Genomic DNA, 22,084 nt, shown 5'->3' with positions numbered 1-22,084 from the left:
ATTCGTTTACACAAATAAACGATCATTTAGATACTTTTTTCCAATAATCACGTTTTTTAGGTTATAATTATGGTATTAGATAACGAATGGAGCTGTTTAAAATCGCCTTAAGAGATTTCTTCCGGAATGTGTTGTCAGTTTTCACAAAAACTGAACAACCCGATTCCACTACCGATATCCAATTCACATTTAATCCTAAAATGACTCATAAACAGGAAACTATTAAGCCAAAAAGGCACGAAGTTGTTGAAGAGCAGACTTTTTTACCAGCGTCTGTTTCAGATGCGACAATGATTATTTATTATAAGAACCAAAATAATGATGATTTATTACGCCCCCAAATAATCAGTGGGACAAAAGGTAGTGACTTAAGAATTCAATTTGAACCAATTAATGATTATAATTTAGTTGGCATCTCGGGTTTTACCAGTACCTTTGTTGAAAGTTATGGCGCCATTATTTTAAGTTACGAAAAGAAACATGGTGCTGCCGTTTGGATTTATAATCAAGATATCGACGGTGGTTATCTCATTGGTTCGCCAACTTTATTACGAGGCCATTTACATGAACCATTTACATATGATCCAATAAACATTCCCGGGTTCAACTTATTACGCGCCTCAAAAACAAGTTACGGCACATTTACGGAAGAGCAACAAACTATCTACTACTATTACCGTAATCTCAATTGGCGAACGGTCGATAAAATTGATGCCTTTATTCAAATTACGGAACGCACCCGTTGTTACGACTTACCTGACGGTAACTTCTATTCTGCTTTTCTACCCGCAGGCGGTATTTTACAAGTATTCGAGAAAATTGAAACTAACTCCGGCACCATTTGGTACGGCATGGGTGGTAATCAATGGTTGGAAAATACATCGAATGTACATCTCGTTGATCAGCCAGAATATGCTCTACTACCTGAAAAAGAAAGTGATAACTTTACAAAAAAGAAGATTAACCGCCCTGCCCTAATTGATTACATTCCCGGTAAATCTGTTACTATCTTTGCCGAACCAAATGGCAAAAAATTACGTCGCTTGATGGATAATACACAGGTTATCCTCATCAACGAATTAGAATCACCAACTAGTACCGTTTGGTTTGAATTAAAAGATGGCGGTTTTATTAATGAAGTTTATATTAAAATTCCTTATTCATTGAACTAATAAATGACAAAAGAGGTATACCAAATTACTGGTATACCTCTTTATTTTATAATTTTGAAGTTAATTTAACATCTGGATATTTATCAGCGAACCATCGTTCTGCGAATGCATTTTCGAATAAGAATAATGGTAAGTCTTGTCGATCTTTAACAAGTAAGTTACGAGAACTCGACATTTTTTCGTCTAATTGCTCAGGATCAATCCAACGGGCAGTTTTAGATCCCATTGGTGTCATGATAACTTCTGAGTTATATTCGTTTAACATTCGGAATTGGAATACTTCAAATTGAAGTTGACCAACGGCACCAAGAATATAATCACCAGTATTATAACTTCTGTACAACTGCACGGCACCTTCTTGAACCAATTGTTGAATGCCTTTATGGAACGATTTTTGTTTCATCACATTCTTAGCATTGACACTCATAAACAATTCAGGCGTAAATTGAGGTAATTTTTCAAACGTAATTGGCTTTTTCAAGTTACTAATCGTATCGCCAATTTGAAAATTGCCCGTATCATATAACCCAATAATATCACCTGCCACAGCTGATTCTAAAACCTCACGTGAATCAGCCATAAATTGAGTTGAATTTGATAAGCGCATTTTCTTTTCAGTTCGTGCTAACTTAACATCCATTCCACGTTCAAATTCACCTGAACAAATCCGAATAAATGCGATTCGATCACGATGATTAGGATTCATATTAGCTTGGATTTTGAAAACGAATCCGGAAAAATGCTCATTAGTAGGTTCAATCAATGTTTCTTCTATTGTTTTATGTTCTTGTGGTGCTGGCGCATAGTTTAGGTAAATATCTAAGAAAGTTTTAACCCCAAAGTTAGTTAAAGCTGAACCAAAGAAGACGGGTGTTAAGTCCCCTGTTGCAATTTTAGCTTCATCAAAGGTATTACCAGCATCGCCTAATAATTCCACTTCATCTAACACTTCTTGATAGATACTATCTTCTTTTAAAGGATGATCGCCTTCAATTTCGCCGGCATCATTTAAATCGACATAATTAATGCCTTTATCTTCTTTTTGGTAAAGTTCAATTCGGTGATTATAAATATCATATAATCCTTTTAATCCTTTACCCATTCCAATTGGCCAGTTCATTGGGTAAGATTCTACACCCAAGACTTCTTCTAATTCGGCCATCAAATCAAGTGGTTCGCGGCCATCACGATCCATTTTATTAATAAACGTAAAAATAGGAATACCACGCATTTTACAGATTTGGAATAATTTCTTTGTTTGGGGTTCAATCCCTTTAGCAGAATCAATTACCATGACTGCTGAATCGACGGCCATCAATGTTCGGTACGTATCTTCTGAGAAATCTTCATGTCCGGGTGTATCCAAAATATTAACGCGTTTATCGTCGTAATCAAATTGCATCACTGAACTCGTAACAGAGATTCCACGTTTCTTTTCAATTTCCATCCAATCGGATTTTGCGAAAGTACCTGATTTTTTACCTTTAACGGTTCCGGCAGAACGAACTACCCCACCAAATAAAAGTAATTGTTCAGTAATCGTTGTTTTACCGGCATCGGGATGAGAAATAATCGCGAATGTTCGGCGTTTTTTTACTTGAGTTTCTAATTCTTCTGTATTCATTTTTTGTCCTCTCTAAAACATATTACTTATAGTTTATCATAAATGATAATGAACTTCGACGAAAAATAAATAAGGTCAACAGAGCCTTCGGAGTTCTGCCAACCTTATTATCTGACTGTTTATTATTTATCTTTTGGTTCATCCGTTGAAACGGCCGTTGGAATAATTACTTTAAGTTCCACTAATCGGGAACCATCCATCTTTTCCGTTTCAAGAATTAACCCATTATCAAGAGTAACTTGCAGCTGTTCATTGTCATCCGGAATTCGACCTAACTCGGTTAGAACAAATCCAGCGATTGTATCTGCATCTTTCATATGAATATCGCAATTGAATTCATCATTAAAATCATCAAGCGTCATACGTCCTTGTACAATGTACTCGTGGGCATTGATTTTTCTCAATGTATTATCGGGACTATCAGATTCATCATCGATATCGCCAACAATCTCTTCAATTAAATCTTCAATTGTTACTAATCCAACAACTCCACCATATTCATCCAGTAAAACAGCCAATTGCGTGTGTGTCTTCTTCATTTCAAATAATAAATCATCGACAGCCATTGTTTCTGGAATAAACATTGGTTCCTGCATAATTTGACGTAATGTAATCCGCTCAAATCCATGCTCTCTAGCCGATTTGAGTAGGTTTTTAATATGAACGACTCCGACGACATTATCTTTGTCATCACTATAAACAGGAACACGGGAAAATGGTTGATTTAAAATAGCATCGATATTTCGATCGTTATCATTTTGTAAATCGATCATAAATGCATCCGTTCTAGCAACCATGACTTCCCTGGCCAACTTCGTATGTAACGAAATTACCCCTTCCATCATCTCATATTCATCTGAATCAATGGCACCGCGTTCTTCACCTGTTTGAATCATATGCACTATTTCTTGTCGGCTAATAACTTCGGTATCATTTTTATTAAACTTAATCGGTGTTATTTTTTCTAAGGTAAGGAGTGAGATTGACAATAACCAGTTAAATGGTTTGAATACAACCGCAATCACTTGAATAGGTCCGGTCGTTGCTCTAGCAATTTTGTCCGGCATTTGTAATGCCAATTGTTTAGGATATAACTCGCCTAAAACAAGTGAAAAATAAGACAAAATTAATGTCACAACCACCACGGCAACATCATGTGCCCAAACTGCATTTCCAAACAACGGTTCAACATATTTTGCCAAAGCCGTTGCGGCAAAAGCTGAAGACAAGAAACCAGCAAAAGTAATGCTGATTTGAATAGTTGATAAAAATGACGTTGAATTATTCAAGATACCGAGAATTCTTATTGCACCTTTATCTCCGGCCTTTGCTTCTGCTTCAATTTTATTACGATTTACTGAAACTACTGCTAACTCTGCAGCTGAAAAATAGGCATTAATTAACGTTAATATGACTAATAATAACAGCTGCAGCAGCAATTCGTGACCAGGATCTGAACTCATTTACTCATCCGCTCCAATTCATTTACATTTATTTTTAAGTTACCGAATAGTATACACTAATTAATAACTAACACCCGAAATACTTATTGATTATCAGTTGTCGTGTCGCTACTTGAACTTGATGTATCTGACGTTGAGTTCGAATCTGAACTCGTTGTTGTGTTATCAGATCTTGTATTAGAATATGTTTCTGTTTCCGTGTTTGTATCTGAACTTGTCGTATTATCTGAACTCGTTGTGTCAGAACTTGAGCTCGACGCGTACGCACGGCCACTTCCAGCAACAACTTTAAGTACTTGACCGGGTCTTAATGTCGTATTTTCCATATCATTCAATGATACCAACGACTTCACCGACATACCATGATTAGCCGCAATAGATGACAATGAATCACCATAAACGACTGTTATTGTATCCGTATCAATATCAGAACTAGATGATGACGAAGACGTTTTTGTTGATGATTTTTTACTTTCTTTTGATTCGGCTTTTTTCTTTTTGGGTTTTTCTTTTTTAGATTCTGAACTAGAGCTTTTCTTATCTTCTCCGTATTTTGCCTCGGCTAATTTTTGTTGTTCGGCGTATTCCTTTTTTTGTTGAGATTCCGACCCAACCTGACCGCGACTAGCTACCCATTCGACCATATCTCGACCAGATTTTGTACTGGCTAAGATTGTCCCACCACCAACACACACAACTACAACAATACTAACAATTACTTTAGTTCTTAATTTCATAACTTCCTCCGAGTTAACTCATATTTATTTAGGCACTTTTATTTTTTGACCTATGTGTAAAAGATTTGACGACAAGCTATTAATATCCATTAATTTATCACTAGTTGTATCATTATCAGTTGCAATACTTGATAAGCTATCGCCATCGCCAATTTCAACCGTTTTTGTATCAATTTTACTGATACTTTCTTTCTTCTCAGAGCTTTCCTTTTTTGCAGACTCAGAACTAGCTGCCTCTTCTGATGACACCTTAGCCGCTTCAGACACCCTTGCTGCCTCGGCCCGAGCAATAGACTCGTTCTTTTGTTTCACCGAAGAACTACTGGCCGCTTTACTTGAGGCATTTTTTTTAGAAGAATCCGCCCCTTTTTTTGATACATCGGACGCACTAATTGACTTGGCAATGGCTAATTCTTTTACCTTACTAGAGGATCTTTGCCGACTATCAACCGATATGGCCTCTTGTTTAGCATTATTCGTTTGGATATATTTTGCGGAAACTGTCCCCGCAACAGCCAAAATTAGGATACCGATCAATACTAAAGCCAATTTACTATGGCTTTTCTTCTTTTTCTTTTTTGATTCATATTTTGCATTATCAAACGCTTGTCCATTATAAAATGCTTCTCGACGCCGCAATTCAACCGAACGGGGCATATCAGGATCAAAGTGAGTTTCTTTATACTGTGTATACAACGCTTCTACATTAAACGATTTACGTTCAGCATCACGTTCTTTATCATATTTAGTTCGTTTTTCGTCAGTTAATCCGTCATACCAGGCAACGAAATCCAAATAACTCATAACAACATTTTCTGATTCGCCAATATCCATTAGTTGACCATTCTGGATCCATGCAATTCTATTCGTTAAAAATTCCATTTGTTGTAAATCTTGGCTGGCAAGGACAAACGTCTTACCTTCAGTTTGTAAACTTTTAATTTTATCAACAGTTTTCTGATAAAAAATATCATCAAGTGCTGATAAAACGCCATCCAAAATAATAATGTCGGGTTCAATAAAAAAGGCCATCGCCAATTCAACTCGCGCACGCATATCAGGTGAATAGTCTTCAATCTTGCTTTCTTTTAAGACACCCAAATCAGCAAATTTCAAAACGTTACTTAGTGTTTGATCACTATTTTTATAATCAATACTTGAGTCTGTAATTGCATCTTGAATATTCTGAACAGCCGTCTTATCCCGTCTCAGTTGGGTTTCATACGATACAATTGTCGTATGTCCGGCCATTGTTAGAAATCCTGTCGTTTGTTTTGCTTTTCCGGCAAGAATTTCAGATAAGGTAGATTTCCCCGAACCACCCATTCCAATAATACCAAAAAATTCGCCACGATAAATATCGAAAGAGATTCCCCTTAAAGCCCAATAAACGTCTTTCGAATCTTTATCTACTTTTCGATTTTTCTTACTTTTAATACCTTTTGTAACGTACTCTAATCGAATTTTATAGTCTTCCATTTTACCACCATTAAGTCACTCAATTATTTTGTTTCACAACAACCTGTATACAATTATGCTTATATAATTTTACCATTAATCACCAAAAATTAACATCTTATCCGGTCTATTGGTCATTATATTTTAAAAAAATAAAAAGCATGTTCTCCATTTTGGATGAACATACTTACTTTCCTAAAATAATATCAGAAACTTTTTGTGAAGCCTGACCATCATCCCACTCAATAAACTTATCTTGAAATGCTTTAAATCGTTTTTCGTAACCAGGATATTGGTTATTTTCGGTATAGACATCTAATTGTTTGTAGAAATTATCCTCTGTCTGAATGACTGGTCCTGGCGCCTCCGATTCAAAATCAAGATAGAATCCTCGAAGTTCGTCACGATAATGATCCAAATCATAACAATAAAACAACATCGGACGATTTAAATTAGCAAAATCAAACATAACTGAAGAATAATCAGTTATCAACATATCACTCATTAGGTACAACTCGGTAATGTTTTCATCCGCCATAATCTTGACACGGTCTTCAAACCCACTGATATCAATACTATTCTTGACCAAATAATGTGGGCGCATAATTAAAATCGTATCATCAGACACATGTTTAAAGAATTCTTCAAACGAAAAAGCTAATTTAAATTTATAGACACCTTCACGGTAGAAACTATCGTCACGCCATGTAGGCGCATAAAGTATCACTTTCGCGTTTTCATTTCCTAAATAATTTTTTTTCAGAGCTTTAATCTCTTTTTCGTTATTGTGAGTGTACAAGATATCGTTCCTCGGATAGCCAATGTCCAATGATTTATTTTTAAATGCAAATGCACGTTCAAAAATTATTTTTGAATATTGATTAGGCGCAATTAAATAATCCCAACGGGCCGTTTCAATTTTAAAATTATCATGGTACTTTTTGGTCGTTGTCCCTGGCATCGTCACATTATCCATATCAAGAGCCAGATGTTTTAACGGCGTACCATGCCACGTTTGAATATACGTCGTTTTTTTATTCTTTAACCACCAGATTGGTAATCTCGAATTAATGACCCAAAAATCTGCTCTCGCCATTTTAACGGTCCACTTAACACCAAATCGTTTCAGCAACTTAATATCTGGATATTGTTCTTTCAAAGTTTGATAGACACCAGGTTTAACACTAAAATAAAGACCATCTATTTCCTTACCTAAGTCATCTTTAACCTGTTTATAAATAGCCATTGGATTATCATTAATATCTCGTCCGTTAAAACTTTCAAATATAATTTGATTTTTTTTAATAGGAAATTTAATCATAATATCATTCAACATTATTAAAACTTGACGACCGATTCGCTTAATAATATTTTTATTGACGACTTTCTTAAAAATTACCTTTATTTTATGCATTTTTTTAATTCCTTTCGCTAAAAAGACGCAAAATATTTTCATATTTTACGTCTTTTTTTATAGATTCATGCCCAGATCTTTCTTGATTTTAGTCGTTGAGATACCATCTGTTCTTGGTAAATAAACAACTTCACAATAATCACTTAAAAAGTCAAATTTACCTTTCCAATCGTCACCCATGACGAATGTATCAATATGATTATCAACGACATCACCAATTTTTTGATCCCATTCAGTTTCTGGAATCACTTCATCTACGTACTTGATTGCTTCTAAAATAAATTTACGATCTTCATATGACGTGTAAGCTTTTTTGCCTTTAATTGCGTTAAACTCATCCGTTGAGATACATACTGTTAAATGATCACCCATTGCTTTAGCACGTTGTAAAATTCGCACATGTCCCTTGTGTAACAAATCAAAGGTTCCGTAAGTAATTACTTTTTTCATATTGTTCTCCCTCGTCGGTATTAATAATAATTCATTTTAGCATACAATCGTAACCGGTGTCTGTCTTATTTTTCTTGTAATCGTCTAATTTCAAAAAAGTATTGAACAACTACTTTTATAACCGCATATAATGGAATACCTAATATCATGCCCGGCAATCCGGCTATATTGCCCGCAACTAACAATAACACAATAATTGTCAAAGGGTGAATATTTAAGGACTTCCCAATAACGTTAGGGTATACAAAGTTGCCATCAATTTGTTGCACGATTAGTACAACAATAATAACAAAGACAATCATTTGAGTTGACTGTGTCACCGCAATAATCAATGCGGGGAAAATCCCAATATAAGGTCCGATATACGGAATGACGTTAGCAAGCCCCGCCATAACGCCCAATAATAAAATATATGGCATCCCAATAATTGAATATCCAATCGCGGTAAATACGCCGACAAAAAGACACTCAATTGCTTGACCACCAATATATGCAGATATCGTATCACCCATCCGTCCTAATAGTTCAACAAGTTCATCACCATGTTTTTCTGGAACAAGTTTTTTAAGAGTTGGTACTAATTTCTGACCGTCCTTCAACATGTAGAACAACATAACAGGTACCGTAAGTGCAACAATCGTTACAGTAGTTGCAACGCCAATCATTGACCCAATAGAGTTTGTTAAGTTTGTAGCAATTGATTGGAAATAAGTACCCATAGAATTCTCAAATTGTTTCAGGTAACTATTAAAATCAATTTCTTTGAACCAAGCATAATTGTTCAAGTGATTAAAAGTATCCGTTGACGAATCAGTAACTGCCTTCGCATAACCTGGTATATTCGTCACTAACTGACCCAACTGAGTCATTAATCTAGGAATCAGATAACCAACTAGTGCAACCAGAACGATAGCTAAAAATAGAAAAAGAATCGCTACCGCCCCAGTCCTAGAGATACTAAATTTTTTAATTTTAACTTTCATTAAAAACTTAATAACTGGATTAAATAAGTAAAATAAAAATCCGGATATGATAATTGGCACAAAAAGTGTCGAAATAAATATTCCTATAGGACTGAATAAAAAACTAATTTTAGTACAGGTCCACACCAAGGCAGCAAGAATTAATAACTCGAGCGACCAAAACATTAATCTTGAATTTTTTAACCGATTTAACATATAAATTCCCCTTTAGTCGTATCTAACTATCTCATAATAATATCACTGTTTAGCAGTAAATTAAGGGCCCCATACAAAAAGAGAACCCCACTTTCCCGTCGCCAACTGACAGCCTAAAGAAAGGAGTTCCCTCATGTCTAAAAATACTTAATTTTTCTTTAGAAGTAGCTACTAAACACCTATTTTATAATTCTCTTAACAACCTGTTCAGACGCCGTTCCTTTATCATATTGAATGAACTTTTCGTCAAAGGTTTCAATTTTATTCTTATATTTATCAAAATAACGATCAATATCGTTAATTTCCCCAATAAGGGCGTCGGTATTCCTAATGAATGCACCAGGAGCCTCTTCCTCGAAATCAAAGTATAGTTCTCTTAGATTATCTTTGTAATTATCGTAATCATATGCGTAGAAAAGCATAGGCTTTCTTAAAAGCGCATAATCAAACATTACAGATGAATAATCCGTAATCATCATATCAGAAACTTTATATAAGTCTCTAATATCACTATTATTTGATAAATCGATTGCAAAATCCTCAAGACCTTCTAACGAGTAACTAGGGATTGAAAAATGATGCAACTTAATGACAAAAACATACTCATCTGAAAATTGTTCTTTTAGCTCGTTTAAGTCTATAGGCATTGCATATTTACCTTTAGAACGCCAAGTAGGCGCATAAAAAATAATCTTTTTATCTAACGGTAACCCATATTTTTTTAAAATATCATTCTTTTCGTTCTGGGTTATCGGTATAAATAAACTATCATTTCTTGGGTAACCTACATCTAAAAATGTTTTATCAAATAAGTAGGCAGATTTAGCAATATCAGCTACATAATCACTTGGAACTGTTAAATAATCCCATCGAGAATTACGTTCAATAAAACCTTCTCTTGCAGAATCTTTAATTTCCCCAGGATTATCAAAGCCAAGTTTTTTAAGCGGTGTCCCATGCATTGTTTGGACTTCTACTGCATTTTTACGTTTGTCATAATGGTTGGGGAAATTAACATTGTTAAAGAAATATTTTCCACGCGCTAATGTATAAAAGTACATAAACGAATTTTTACGATAAACTTTTGCGTTAATATCGCTGAAGTCCTTCAACACATTCTTTACAAAAACAACATTTTTTATGTCCGGACGATTAGCTTGAACGTACTCTAAAATTGCTTTAGGATTATCGCTGAATTCTCTACCCCAGAAAGATTCATATACGGCCGTTTTTTTCTGGATGGGTAATAATCTCATCAATGGATAAATAACTTTAGCGATTAGCAGTTGTTTTCTTGGACTATTATCTAACTTGCCCCATGACTGTTTAATTTTAATGTAGATTGTCGAGTTGTTAAAGCTATATTTAATGATATATTGTCTTTTACTGTCTTTAATTCGTAATTCATCTAGCGTTTTTCTAAATACATAGAGTTCTTCCTCATTATCATTCACATTAATTGTAATTGCGAAATAATTATCAAAGGTTTTAAACATAGTGTCAGGATCTATTGTAAACGCTAATTTCTTTGACGTCCCATCAATTTTTAAATCATTTGCTTTAACGCTAAAATGATCATTTTTTCCTGCAAATAACAGTTCCACTGAGTCTTTCGATTTTATAACATCCATGGCATCCATGTACAGAACGTTGATTGAAAAACTTTTTTTAATTACTTCAACTTTTTCAACAATAAATTGTGGCTGATCAATGGACAATACTAATCCACCTTCCAAAGTATTGTAGATGGATAATTGTTTGCCTGAAATATCATAAACCTGATTAATTAACCTTGAATCAAGCGAAACTAAATCACCCGTGCCTGAATAGACATATAATTTAGTAGAATCTAATTCATGAATTTGTTCTTTCATGAAGATTGCTTTAAATTCACCATTAGTATTGGGTTCAACATCCATTTCAAATACACTATTTTTCGAACTATCCTCGGCAATTAACTTACTTTCAGATGATAAACACTTACCGGATAATTCAACGCCGTCACTTATTTCTTTTACTTTATTAATAACAATGGAAGCCGCTCTTTTTCTAAACTCAAGTTCCCATCTTATATTATAACTTGGCGTGAGAACATAATTATCTATCAATTGATAATGGGGTTTTGTTGATAAACCTTTCTTAGGTGAATTCAAAATGGCTGTTTTCATAACACCATTAATATTATATTTAACAGATACATAATACGATTCATCGGATTGCATTTGAGGCATTAGTTCCCTAATTGGTAATACTACCTCAAACTTAGAGTAATTATAATTATCTTTTAAATAAGGTATTTTATACTTCTTACCAAGGCTACCTTTTCGTAATGTCATCATCGGATTAAACTTTATATTAACAGGGTTCAAAATTTCGATTTCCTGTGTTGCATCATGATTCACTAATGAAACTGAAACTGAAATATCTTTCTTATGTTTCTCTGAGATTCCCCATAGGAATGTCGTCCAGCTAAGCTTAAACATACCGTTATCCCAATAAGCTTCCTCGATGTCCATGTTAACCCGAAATTCTTCCTTCGATACATAGCGGTCATCGGTCGCTAAAACGTCTCTATACGGATAATCATAGCTGTATCCTTGATTAGTTTTAATTGGTTTATATTTACTTGATTTAAGTGTTCGAACAGAATCTTTAAATTCTTCTATTTTATTTTCAACAATTAATTGGTACTGAATCCTATTTTTTAAAGCAATTTTTAAAAAGACTTCTTTCGAAATTTTAGGAAAGTACTCTTGAATGGTACTAAAAAAGATTGCTTGGTAGTCCTCATCAACATCGTTCATGAGGTACATATAAAGTGGAAAATCGAATTGAAAATTTTTATAATCAAAAATATCATTTAAAGATTGTGAAATATTTTGTTTAGCAAAAAATTGGCGAACACTATTAATTGCTTTCATACGATCTCTAAAGTTATCAACAGAACTTCTTTGTTGCGTGATTGAACTATCACCAGCATCGCGAGCACGCCACTTATAAGTAATATCCGTTAAGATATCCACTTTTTTGGCCATCGCGTGCGCAGGAATGGAGACTGGAATATCTTCATATAACATCCCCTCAGGAAATTTAAAATCATTCTCCCGCCAAAAGTTGATATTAAAGACTTTATTCCATGCAGTCGTATCATTAATTAATTCAGGGGTATCATGAATGTTAGTTCCTACCATGTCTTCCCTAAAAATACGTTTATGTAAGACAGATCCGTAACTTTTTCTAGAATTAAATCGAACAACATTTCCAATAATGAAATCAGAATGTGACTTTTCAATAATATTTAACATTTTTTCGTAAGAATTATCCGGGATAATATCATCCGAGTCGACAAACGTTAAGTAATCTCCAGTTGCAGCTGCGGCTCCAGAGTTTCTTGCATAGCCTAATCCACCATTCTTTTGATCCAATAATTTGTAATTTTCGTATTTGTCCTCATAGCGCTTGGCAATTTCTCCGGAGTTATCCGTTGAACCATCATTCACCATGATAACCTCAAAATTATCAATTCCTTGAACCAAAAAGGATTCTAAACAATCTTCAAGATAATTACTAATATTATAAATTGGGACAACAATTGAAAGCTTTTTTTCATTCATACTTTGGATTCTCCTAAATCGTATTCTAGTTTACACATGTGTGTATTATATCATACTTTACTTTCCAATAAATTCAGTTTATGAGCCTTTAAACCACTCGCACAACGCTCTCAATAAATGGTCAATGCACTTTTTCATCTGAACTTTTTTAAAATAAAAGAGTAATACAGACTATAAATGACCATAGTCTGCATTACTCTTTTATCGCTTAATTGTAAGACGTTTTTATTTTATTCCATATTACTATGTGTCGCCTTCGCCTGATCGTTAGATACGTTATCTCTACGGCTAACCTTTAACACTAGGGCATCCATCGTAATATGCACACTTTGATCGAATAATGTACTCAATAATTGAATCGATTTTACACTATCATCAGCTTTCGTTGCGCCTGGAACAACAATCACCGCATCTGAAACTTGAGCTAGTGGAGACGTTCCATTACTTGTAAGTCCAATCACCTTAACACCAATTTTTCTGGCACTTTCTGTTGGTTCAAGAACACTCTTAGTTGTTCCAGATCCGGAAACGGACACTAGTACATCCCCTTTTGCGATTGATGGTGTGATAGTTTCACCAATTACAAAAACAGTATAGCCAATATGCATTAAGCGCATTGCAAAGCCTTTTGCCATGAGACCAGAACGACCGGCACCTAAAATGAAAATTCTTTTATCTTTTGTAATCAACTTTTCGGCATCATTTAATTGGTTATCACTAACCTGCCCAACAACCGTATTTATTTCATCCATTATTTCATTAAGTAAACTCATTTAATAACCTCCATAAATTTTTCCGCCATTTCCACTGGTGTCTCATTATTCATTATTTTACCACCAACAATAATTCTTTCAACAATTCCTTGCTTCGCCAACCTACTTGCCTGTTCAATATCAATACCACCGGCAACCGCAATATTTTTAATATTTGGAAAGTTGTTATGAAATTGTTCAACAGCTTTAACCGCGTCAAAATCTTGATTCTTATTATCATGTGAATAATGTAAGCCAAAAATTGCTTTATCAAATTGTCGTAATTCTTCAATTTTTTCATCGTTAACTGCCAATAAATCTATTAGCATCTTTTTCTCTTGGTTAACCGTTAATGCATAAACTTGTTCAATTGTATCTATTGATGAACTTGCCATAACGGTTAACGTATCAGCACCCGCAGCAAAGCCTTTTTCAAATTCATAAGTACCTTCATCAATCGTTTTTAAATCAAATAAAACTTCCGATTGTTTGATGCGTGAAACAATTGATTTTAATGCATCCATGCCATAGTCCTTAATTAGAGAAGTTCCAACCTCAACTACATCAACAATACCGTCCAATTTAATAACACTTTTCTGAAACTCTTCTAGCGTAACGCGATCAATTGCAACTTGTAGCTTCATTATTCTTGTACCCCTTCTTTTTTATAAAATTCTTGTAACTCTTCGGGCGTTGGGTAACCATCATTATCTCCCGGCGTCTGAACTTGAAGCGCACCAACCGCATTTCCTCGTAAAACAGCTGATTCCATTGATTTATTTTCTAATAGTGCTGTAATAACACCTAGTGCAAACCCATCCCCTGCACCTACGGTATCTACAACTTTATCAACCTTGAACCCTTTAATTGTTTTTGTGATTCCATCTTTATTTTTGATAAAAGCACCGCTTGCTCCTATTTTAACAATGACTGTCTTTGTTCGTTCCCCTTTTAAATAAAAGTCGGCAATCGCTTCTGGATCATTGCTGCCCATCAGAATTTTACCTTCTTCGACTCCCGGTAAAACAACATCCGCATAACTTGCCAGTTCGTTAACTGTTGAAACCATATAATCCTTACTTTTCCACAATGTTGGTCGTAGATTAGGATCAAACGTAATAAATTTTTTGTTATCCACAAGCCTTGTTAACAAAGTTCTAAATGTTTTTTCGGCGATATCTGAAATAGCGGGGAAAATACCAGACATATGCGCAATCTTTACGTCATCCAAATTAATTGCATCGATTCGGTCACTTGTTAAATGTGCAGCAGCTGATCCTTTACGATAATTAAACGTCTCAGGATCTCCAGTAGACACGAGTTGTTTCAGTTGATGACCAGTCCAATGATTTTCACTTTCACTGATATAGTCAATGCCGACACCATGTCCAGAAATGACGCTCTTTGCGTATTGTCCAAAAGGCTCCGTTCCAACCCGGGATACATACTCAACATCATGCCCCAACCGTTTAACACCAATCGCAACATTTAGTTCAGCACCACCTAATATTTTTAAATAATTAACTGATTCCGACAAACTTTGATCCATATCTTTTGATGCAAACGTAATAATTGGTTCTCCAATTGTTATAACTTCACTCATTATGTTTTCTTCCCTTCACGTCTTTTTTATTTTAACCGAAAAAGTAATAAACTAAAACTTCATTAATAATAGAAACAAACCACATAATTGGGACGCCTCGTTTTAATAAATCTTTTGATTGGACTTTCATATAATCAAGTCCCCAAACATTCCACGATTGTGTAATTCCCGTTGAAACTGCAAGAAGTGCTGGTACATAAAGTAAAGGTAATAAAAATGCATCATTGAACAATCCAGTTCCCGAAAGAACTGCAGCGGTCGCAGCACCAGCGCCCCATACATGTAAGGGGCCTCTAAATAAAGCAAGTGGCGCTAATATGCCAAAGACAATAGCTAAAATCAAATGATTGTGGGGTAGTATCATGCTAAACATCGACTGAAATCTAACGGCATTCAATTGGGCGGCACCGGCAAACATAACTAATGCCATTAAAAACATAATTAGACCTGCGATATCACCAATTGCTTTTTGAATGGTACTATTCAAGAATTGAACGAAACTTTTGTACCCTTTCATATTTCCGGTCACAAGAATAGCAAACAACGTTGCTAATGTCAGTCCAGGGATGGCATCCCAACCAAACACCATGTTCATCACAACAGGAATAATTGGTGCTATGAAGGCTATTTTAGGAATATGACGACTTTCATCATCTTGTTGCGTTTCACCAATTATTTTAAGATTGGCATCAACATTTTCCTGGGTAAACTTCTTACGATGTAGCACTAGGAAAATAACAACGGCAATCAATTGAACTGCCATTGCGGTCCATCCAAATATTAGATATTGACCGCCGTAAATGGCATTCGGAAAAAATGCTTTAATTTGATTGAATAAAACAACATTAATATACATGGGTGCGCCAATTGACATTACGAAGGCAGTCAAGGCGATATCCCTTGGAATACCAAGAGATAGCATAATTGGGAGTAGAATAACCCCAATAGCAATGACAGAACCAACTCCGTATGCGCTTACAAATATAAACGCTGTAACGAAAACAATCAGAATTGCGGCTATCAAGGGACGTTTCTTTCCCACTTTTTTTGTTGCTTCTGAAATTGCGGGTGCGATCCCACTATCGACTAGAACCCTACCAAACCATGACCCAAATGCGATATAGATAATAGTTGGTCCATAGTTCAGAGCAGGCTCGGCAAAAACTTTTTGAACAGCTTTATCAAATGGAATTTGGCCAATAACAGACCATAGAATAGCCATTACGAAAAAGCCAATCATAATATTTCCACCCTTTAAAATATAAACGATGAAGCCAACGAAAGTAACTAGTAACAGAATCGGTATTAGCGTTTCCATAATTTACTCCTCGATTTCTTTTTTTAGTAGTGTGATTTGAGACTGAATAAGGTCTTTATTATCCATTGGGAATTCCAGCGCAAAAGCCACATTTTTTGGTAAATGTTTCAAAATAACACGCCAATTAAACATTCCTTCATCTAAGTTTGCAGATGTTACTAAATTACCATCATTATTTATGACATTTTTTAAATGAACATAATCCGTATACTGTGATAACGATTCTGCACTTTTAAGTGCATCTTGCTTCGTAAATGCCCAGTTACCAAGGTCATAAACATAACCAACTGGTATATCATGTTGTTTAGCACTCTCTAAAAATGTTACCAACGCTTTAACACGTCCGCTCAATTCAGTTTGATCATTTTCAACATTCATCGTAATCTTATCTAATGGAAGTGCGCTGAAAGCCTGCTTTAAATCTCCCGTAAATGCCGCAAAATTTCCAATATTGAATTTAATTTTTTTAATGCCCATAATTAATCCTTCTTCAAAATACATAGCTAGTTTAGGATTTAACACACCATCGTCTAAAAAAACTTGATCTGGAACACTATAATTGATTAATAACTTATATTGCATCGCTTTTTTCGCAATAATTGGTAACTCTACAGCCAAATCTTTAAAATACTCACGTCTAACTTCAATACCATCAACGTCCAATTTTGAAACGCGATCAATTAGTTCGTCCTGTTTAACTCCATTTTTTACATCGTTTTCAAAGATCCACGTATTTAAGATAACTGTCATTATTTTTCTCCTCCACTATTAATATTTATTGAGTTTCTTTACCCGATTCATCAATGTTTCAAAATTCATATCTTCGAATTTTTCTTCATTTTTATTATCAAAATTCTCTCGTTCAATTTCGTTGAAATTTTCCGCTAAGTAATAGGCCGTTAAGTATGCAGCAAGAAAATTTTTTGCCGTTTTAACCATATTTTCGTCTTCAAACTTAGATTCTACAGTTGTTGAAGCAAACCCTAATGCAAATTTATCTACATCTAAAAAAGTTCTTTTATCCATTTTTAGCGCCTCCAATTAGTTTGTGTTTATATCTTTAAATAAATTAGGTAAACGTTTACATGACATAGTATATATACTTATTTAAAATAATGCAAGGGTTAAAATTATTTAATTATCGAATTTATGGGTAACCGTTTACACTTCAGCTTTTTCGATTTATATTTCTTTACAAAAATAGACTTACCATTAAAGGCAAGTCTATTTCCAATTATCTATTTAAATTCAGCAGGAATAATTATTTTTTTATTTTCGGTTATTATCTCGCCGTTTAATTCATTCAACAATAATTCTGCTGCGCTAGCACCCAATAAAAATGGGTTTTGATTAATTAATGACGTCCCCGGATTAATAGCTTTAATTACTTCAGTATCGGAAAATCCCGTCACCGCCACTTGTTGGTTAACCATAAATCCGTCAGCCATAATTTTGGGCAGAAGGTGTAATAACCAGCGCTCTTTCAATGCAAATATAACGGTTCTTTTATCATCGCGTATCAATGTATTCTTCAGCTTATCATAGGTATGACTTAATTTTGTATCTCCACTTGGTACCTCCATCAAAATGGCATCGGGACTAACCGATCTAATTCCGCTGTATCGTTCTTCCCGAGTCGAGACTCCAGATAACTCGCCAGTTATGACAATTACTCGCTCAAACCCTTGATTCATATAATATTTTGTTACCTGTTGGCTAATGTCAAAATTATTAGTGACAACGTTGGCTAGATTCGAATTAGATAACTCCCGATCAACAATAATTGTTGGTAGGTTTCTTTTGACTGCACCTCTTAAATCTGCTTCGGTTTTAAGCATCGGTTGCATAATTAAACCGTCAAATGATTTTTCACCAATAATTTTAAGTATCCCTTGCTCTCTATTCTTGTCAGTGTCGGAATCAAATAAAACGGCCGTATAACCTTGAGCATCTAGAATAGAGCTAATTCCCTTAAACATCTCAGTAGCAAAATAGTCGTCCACGTCTGCCACAATTGTGGCAATCATTCGACTTTTTTTCGTAATCATTTGTCGTGCGGCGTCATTAGGAACATAATTTAATTCCTTAATTGCGGCCTGAACTTTCAATGCGGTTTCTTTAGACATACGTTCTGTTTTCCCATTCAAAAACCGTGACACAGTTGCAATAGACACGGTCGCCTTGCTGGCAACATCTTTTATATTCGCTTTAGTATTCATTTTTCCATCCATTCATTTAGCTATTTTCATTCGCATACCTATTATTATTCCGTAATTAACGTACTTATATATTACCATATCTCCCAATCTGAGAAGATAAAAGTTAGTAGTTCACAAAAAGAAGAGGTGATTCCACAAGAAATATGGGTCTACAATATCTATTGTCGGTAAGAGATAATTAATTCTATACTAATGACAAAAAAGGCCCAAAAGATATAACACTTTTGGGTGGGTTCATCCAAATTCACTATTCATTCCACCCTCAAAAGAAAAATCAATAAAAAAGAAGGACTCTCCGCATGTCTAGTCATACTAAATTCTGACTTGAAATAGAAGACAACAATCTAACGATTATTGATTATTACACCTCAAACGATCACGTCGCCCGGTTTAACGGTGTTCTTGATCATCAACCAAAAACTTGTCCTAACTGCGAAATCAAGAACGAAGGTCAGATAATCAAATACGGCTGGCTTCAAACGTAACTTTAAAGAATATGTGGCGGAAAGATACAACGAGAGTTAGCGGCCGTAAGCCGCTGTGTTAACCCCAAAGGGAAACATTCGTAAAATTTTAGTTAATGAAGTCTGGGAATATTATAAAGCTAAAGAACGAAAGTTACTTTCAGAACTAAAAACGGGTCAAATTTACACGCAACGTAAATTTGATGTAGAACCCATTTTTGGAAAAATGAAGGCCTATTTGCATTTTAATCGGTTTTCGGTATGAGGACTTGAAAAAGTTACAAAGGAAGCTGGAATTGTAATTATGTTTTTAAACATCTTAAAATTTGTTGCGCTAAGGACAAATTTATCTAAAAAACCAAAAAGAAGGCTATCTGAAAAACCAAATATGATTTTCAGATAGCCTTCTTTTTCAGAGACCATTTATGTCACAGCCCCTTTATCAATTTACTTACCAACAACAGTTAACGAAGAACCTCTATTCTTACCGGTAAAACCATTTTTTATTACAACTTATTTTGATGGTCGATTCCTTAATTTAATTTTGATAGTTTTAAAATAAGTAATCAAAACGATCAATAAACTAACCATCCAAGCAAAAGCAACCACAATTAATCTTTTGTTTGTAACAATCTTAGAACGATAACTTAGACTCAGGGTGTTTTGACCCTTTTTTCTTGATATAACCGTTGGCGTCCCTATAGTTGATAGTTTTAAATCTTTTTTTGTAAGTTTTTTTCCATTCAATAAGACTTTTGAGTTTTTATAAACAACGACTGGCAACTCAACTGTCTCATTTTTTGATTTAGCAGTCCATTTAATTTTTAACGTGCCCTTATCAACGGATTTACTTATTTTTTCTTCATACTTATTAATTTTTTTATCATACGTCCCATAACTATCGTTTGTTCCACCATGATATTCAGGTAGATAATCGGGATTAGATTTCCTAACCATACTTATTCCTACCCCTAAATCTGAACTGGTAAAGCCACGAACAATCTGTTTATTACTATAATGTCCAGAATAAGTAAGTCCTGATTTTTTAACAATTGGTTGATTGCTATTCCAGTACTCATTAGTATGTTGTAATGAGTCATATGCTTGGTATAAAACAAACGTACATCCAACCATAAGACCAATTTCTAAGTTTTTTTTCATCGAAATAGTTGTTATACCGGAAAGCGTCACGCCCAAACCTGCCAGTAGCAAGACCATTGCAAACCCATTAAATCGATATGGAAATTGTAAAAATGTTTGTAATTGTGGAAAGTGTTCTGAAACCAATTTCCAAGGAAATACGTTTGAAGATAGTAATAAAAATCCTGCGCCAGTAAACGTCACTACTTTATTTGCTAATGACGCCTCTTTAATTCTGGAAAAGACAACTAGAATTTGGGCAATAAAAAGGATACTCATCACTATACCTAAATGTATGTAATCATAATTTCCAGTTGAAATATTCATTGTCCAGCCGGCCATATCTTCTTCGGCAAATGGTGAATATAAAGTATTAGATGTAAAAAGCTCTAACATTGATCCCCATAAATTAAAAGTAAGAAGTAACGCTAAAACACTAGCGAATATACATTTTAATAATAAATTTATTTTGTTATCATTTTTTATTATTGCAATTATAAAAAATATTCCCAAAACAACGACTGACATCGCCGCGCTCAACATATGAACTTGAATCATAAACGAAACAATTAATGCTAACGGAATCACCTTAAATTTTTCAGTATCGGCATCGATCATCCTGAGTCCCATGACAACAACTAGAGGCATTAGCATAATTCCCCATGTCATGAAATTTTGGTTAATTTCCCAACTTGTACCCCAGAAACTTCCCATAAAGAGAACGGCTGTCATTAATGCGATATTTCGTTTTACTTTCATTGTTCTAGATAAATAGTACATAGAATAACCACTAATAAAAAAGCCTAGAAATGAAGTAATTACCTGGAATTTAAACCAACTATGTACGGATAATAAAATAACTCCTAAAATATATGCAAAACCGGGCCCATAAACTGCATTAACCACTCGTCCACTCTGAATAAATCCATAATTCGTTTGAAAATAATTAAAATTTCCAGTTTTAAATTGCATATAAGTATCATAAATGCGGTTCATATGAAAGATAGAATCCGCACCTAATATTAAACTATGATTTAATATTTGTGGCGTTACTAATAATAAACTCACTAAAAATATAACGATAAATGATTTTTTTAATTCTTTTAACCTTGCTTTTATCATTCTAACTCCTTTTCTGTTACTCTAACAAAAAAAGATCAAAGTAGTTAACTTAACGTTATAACTTTAATCTTTTTAGTTGAATTATTAATAATGCGATCATTACTAAATATTCAATAACTCTTATTCAGTAGTGGTTTCATCAGTTGCCTTTTTTCACTAGACAACCTAATTATTCTTATTTTTCTGCCAGTTCTGAAGACGACTCTTTTGTTACACTTTGCGCAACACTTGAAGTACGATTATTAGTACTTTCTGCAACTTTAGCTACCTCTGATGAAGACTCTTTTGTTACATTTTCCGCAACTTTAGCCGTTTTCGGAGTTGATTCTTCTTTGATTGACTTTGGAGAATTATTA

Annotated in this window: 18 protein-coding genes and 1 pseudogene; 2 read left to right on the top strand and 17 right to left on the bottom strand. The window is 34.4% G+C overall.

Translation table 11 applies throughout. From position 1 onward, the window contains the following. Nucleotides 1-86: 86 nt before the first annotated feature. Entirely contained in the window at nucleotides 87-1,172 is a 1,086-nt protein-coding gene (locus N0K80_RS00090; protein WP_269023398.1) for a MucBP domain-containing protein, read from the top strand. 46 nt (nucleotides 1,173-1,218) lie between these two features. On the opposite strand, the gene N0K80_RS00085 is transcribed toward N0K80_RS00090, so the two are convergent. The 15 genes from N0K80_RS00085 to N0K80_RS00015 all read right to left on the bottom strand — a co-directional run bounded on the left by N0K80_RS00085 (nucleotide 1,219) and on the right by N0K80_RS00015 (nucleotide 19,002). After that, nucleotides 1,219-2,796, bottom strand: a complete 1,578-nt coding sequence (locus tag N0K80_RS00085) for a peptide chain release factor 3 (RefSeq protein WP_057973668.1) — start codon at nucleotides 2,794-2,796, stop codon at nucleotides 1,219-1,221. A 122-nt stretch (nucleotides 2,797-2,918) separates the two neighbouring features. Further along, on the bottom strand, nucleotides 2,919-4,259 hold the full coding sequence (locus tag N0K80_RS00080; RefSeq protein ID WP_269023397.1) for a hemolysin family protein: 1,341 nt from the start codon (nucleotides 4,257-4,259) through the stop codon (nucleotides 2,919-2,921). An 83-nt stretch (nucleotides 4,260-4,342) separates the two neighbouring features. Further along, nucleotides 4,343-4,996: a LysM peptidoglycan-binding domain-containing protein gene (locus N0K80_RS00075; RefSeq protein WP_269023396.1), complete on the bottom strand. Its 654-nt coding sequence runs from the start codon at nucleotides 4,994-4,996 to the stop codon at nucleotides 4,343-4,345. 24 nt (nucleotides 4,997-5,020) lie between these two features. Continuing rightward, on the bottom strand, nucleotides 5,021-6,475 hold the full coding sequence (locus N0K80_RS00070; protein ID WP_269023395.1) for an ATP-binding cassette domain-containing protein: 1,455 nt from the start codon (nucleotides 6,473-6,475) through the stop codon (nucleotides 5,021-5,023). A gap of 166 nt (nucleotides 6,476-6,641) precedes the next feature. Then, nucleotides 6,642-7,868, bottom strand: coding sequence for a CDP-glycerol glycerophosphotransferase family protein (locus N0K80_RS00065; RefSeq protein ID WP_269023394.1), 1,227 nt, complete (start codon nucleotides 7,866-7,868; stop codon nucleotides 6,642-6,644). A 57-nt stretch (nucleotides 7,869-7,925) separates the two neighbouring features. Further along, nucleotides 7,926-8,318, bottom strand: coding sequence for a glycerol-3-phosphate cytidylyltransferase (gene tagD, locus N0K80_RS00060; protein ID WP_057973663.1), 393 nt, complete (start codon nucleotides 8,316-8,318; stop codon nucleotides 7,926-7,928). A 65-nt stretch (nucleotides 8,319-8,383) separates the two neighbouring features. After that, on the bottom strand, nucleotides 8,384-9,496 hold the full coding sequence (locus tag N0K80_RS00055; RefSeq protein ID WP_146342400.1) for an AI-2E family transporter: 1,113 nt from the start codon (nucleotides 9,494-9,496) through the stop codon (nucleotides 8,384-8,386). A 179-nt stretch (nucleotides 9,497-9,675) separates the two neighbouring features. Further along, nucleotides 9,676-13,110 (bottom strand): CDP-glycerol glycerophosphotransferase family protein, encoded by a 3,435-nt coding sequence (locus N0K80_RS00050; protein ID WP_269023393.1) that lies wholly within the window; start codon nucleotides 13,108-13,110, stop codon nucleotides 9,676-9,678. 230 nt (nucleotides 13,111-13,340) lie between these two features. Further along, nucleotides 13,341-13,883: a 6-phospho-3-hexuloisomerase gene (gene hxlB, locus N0K80_RS00045; protein WP_269023392.1), complete on the bottom strand. Its 543-nt coding sequence runs from the start codon at nucleotides 13,881-13,883 to the stop codon at nucleotides 13,341-13,343. Continuing rightward, nucleotides 13,880-14,506 carry an orotidine 5'-phosphate decarboxylase / HUMPS family protein gene (locus N0K80_RS00040; protein WP_269023391.1) on the bottom strand — a complete coding sequence of 209 codons (627 nt, stop codon included), beginning with the start codon at nucleotides 14,504-14,506 and terminating at the stop codon, nucleotides 13,880-13,882. The genes hxlB and N0K80_RS00040 overlap by 4 nt, the downstream gene beginning before the upstream one ends. Next, nucleotides 14,506-15,465, bottom strand: a complete 960-nt coding sequence (locus N0K80_RS00035; protein ID WP_269023389.1) for a sugar kinase — start codon at nucleotides 15,463-15,465, stop codon at nucleotides 14,506-14,508. Before N0K80_RS00035 ends, N0K80_RS00040 begins: the two co-directional genes overlap by 1 nt. A 31-nt stretch (nucleotides 15,466-15,496) precedes the next feature. Then, the gene (locus N0K80_RS00030; protein WP_146302465.1) at nucleotides 15,497-16,783 is read right to left on the bottom strand and encodes a gluconate:proton symporter; all 1,287 of its coding nucleotides are present in this window, start codon (nucleotides 16,781-16,783) and stop codon (nucleotides 15,497-15,499) included. 3 nt (nucleotides 16,784-16,786) lie between these two features. After that, nucleotides 16,787-17,533, bottom strand: a complete 747-nt coding sequence (locus tag N0K80_RS00025; RefSeq protein ID WP_269023388.1) for a sugar phosphate isomerase/epimerase family protein — start codon at nucleotides 17,531-17,533, stop codon at nucleotides 16,787-16,789. Between the two features lie 18 nt (nucleotides 17,534-17,551). Continuing rightward, the gene (locus tag N0K80_RS00020; protein WP_146342405.1) at nucleotides 17,552-17,809 is read right to left on the bottom strand and encodes a hypothetical protein; all 258 of its coding nucleotides are present in this window, start codon (nucleotides 17,807-17,809) and stop codon (nucleotides 17,552-17,554) included. Nucleotides 17,810-18,021: 212 nt separating this feature from the next. Further along, the gene (locus N0K80_RS00015; RefSeq protein WP_269026164.1) at nucleotides 18,022-19,002 is read right to left on the bottom strand and encodes a LacI family DNA-binding transcriptional regulator; all 981 of its coding nucleotides are present in this window, start codon (nucleotides 19,000-19,002) and stop codon (nucleotides 18,022-18,024) included. Between the two features lie 471 nt (nucleotides 19,003-19,473). Here N0K80_RS00015 and N0K80_RS07965 point away from each other — a divergent pair. Continuing rightward, nucleotides 19,474-19,798: pseudogene (locus N0K80_RS07965) on the top strand (transposase); the annotation flags it as partial. 181 nt (nucleotides 19,799-19,979) lie between these two features. Here the strand turns inward: N0K80_RS07965 and N0K80_RS00010 are convergent. Both N0K80_RS00010 and N0K80_RS00005 read right to left on the bottom strand, forming a co-directional pair. Beyond that, nucleotides 19,980-21,728: an MFS transporter gene (locus N0K80_RS00010; RefSeq protein WP_269023384.1), complete on the bottom strand. Its 1,749-nt coding sequence runs from the start codon at nucleotides 21,726-21,728 to the stop codon at nucleotides 19,980-19,982. A gap of 175 nt (nucleotides 21,729-21,903) precedes the next feature. Continuing rightward, nucleotides 21,904-22,084: hypothetical protein (locus N0K80_RS00005; protein ID WP_269023383.1), on the bottom strand; the 181-nt coding region annotated here is incomplete at its 5' end.

The organism is Dellaglioa carnosa (assembly GCF_026948345.1).
GTDB classification, from domain to species: domain Bacteria; phylum Bacillota; class Bacilli; order Lactobacillales; family Lactobacillaceae; genus Dellaglioa; species Dellaglioa algida.
Note: the sequence above shows the minus strand (reverse complement) of the source record. Positions and strands in the feature narration are given on the sequence as shown.

Excerpts from the sequence above, each read along its gene's own strand:
- N0K80_RS00075 (WP_269023396.1), bottom strand. The coding sequence starts at position 4,996 with ATGAAATTAAGAACTAAAGTAATTGTTAGTATTGTTGTAGTTGTGTGT.
- N0K80_RS00020 (WP_146342405.1), bottom strand. The coding sequence starts at position 17,809 with ATGGATAAAAGAACTTTTTTAGATGTAGATAAATTTGCATTAGGGTTT.
- N0K80_RS00035 (WP_269023389.1), bottom strand. The coding sequence starts at position 15,465 with ATGAGTGAAGTTATAACAATTGGAGAACCAATTATTACGTTTGCATCA.
- N0K80_RS00070 (WP_269023395.1), bottom strand. The coding sequence starts at position 6,475 with ATGGAAGACTATAAAATTCGATTAGAGTACGTTACAAAAGGTATTAAA.
- N0K80_RS00025 (WP_269023388.1), bottom strand. The coding sequence starts at position 17,533 with ATGACAGTTATCTTAAATACGTGGATCTTTGAAAACGATGTAAAAAAT.
- N0K80_RS00010 (WP_269023384.1), bottom strand. The coding sequence starts at position 21,728 with ATGATAAAAGCAAGGTTAAAAGAATTAAAAAAATCATTTATCGTTATA.
- N0K80_RS00050 (WP_269023393.1), bottom strand. The coding sequence starts at position 13,110 with ATGAATGAAAAAAAGCTTTCAATTGTTGTCCCAATTTATAATATTAGT.
- tagD (WP_057973663.1), bottom strand. The coding sequence starts at position 8,318 with ATGAAAAAAGTAATTACTTACGGAACCTTTGATTTGTTACACAAGGGA.
- N0K80_RS00030 (WP_146302465.1), bottom strand. The coding sequence starts at position 16,783 with ATGGAAACGCTAATACCGATTCTGTTACTAGTTACTTTCGTTGGCTTC.
- N0K80_RS00080 (WP_269023397.1), bottom strand. The coding sequence starts at position 4,259 with ATGAGTTCAGATCCTGGTCACGAATTGCTGCTGCAGCTGTTATTATTA.
- N0K80_RS00015 (WP_269026164.1), bottom strand. The coding sequence starts at position 19,002 with ATGAATACTAAAGCGAATATAAAAGATGTTGCCAGCAAGGCGACCGTG.
- N0K80_RS00085 (WP_057973668.1), bottom strand. The coding sequence starts at position 2,796 with ATGAATACAGAAGAATTAGAAACTCAAGTAAAAAAACGCCGAACATTC.
- hxlB (WP_269023392.1), bottom strand. The coding sequence starts at position 13,883 with ATGAGTTTACTTAATGAAATAATGGATGAAATAAATACGGTTGTTGGG.
- N0K80_RS00040 (WP_269023391.1), bottom strand. The coding sequence starts at position 14,506 with ATGAAGCTACAAGTTGCAATTGATCGCGTTACGCTAGAAGAGTTTCAG.
- N0K80_RS00055 (WP_146342400.1), bottom strand. The coding sequence starts at position 9,496 with ATGTTAAATCGGTTAAAAAATTCAAGATTAATGTTTTGGTCGCTCGAG.
- N0K80_RS00065 (WP_269023394.1), bottom strand. The coding sequence starts at position 7,868 with ATGCATAAAATAAAGGTAATTTTTAAGAAAGTCGTCAATAAAAATATT.
- N0K80_RS00090 (WP_269023398.1), top strand. The coding sequence starts at position 87 with ATGGAGCTGTTTAAAATCGCCTTAAGAGATTTCTTCCGGAATGTGTTG.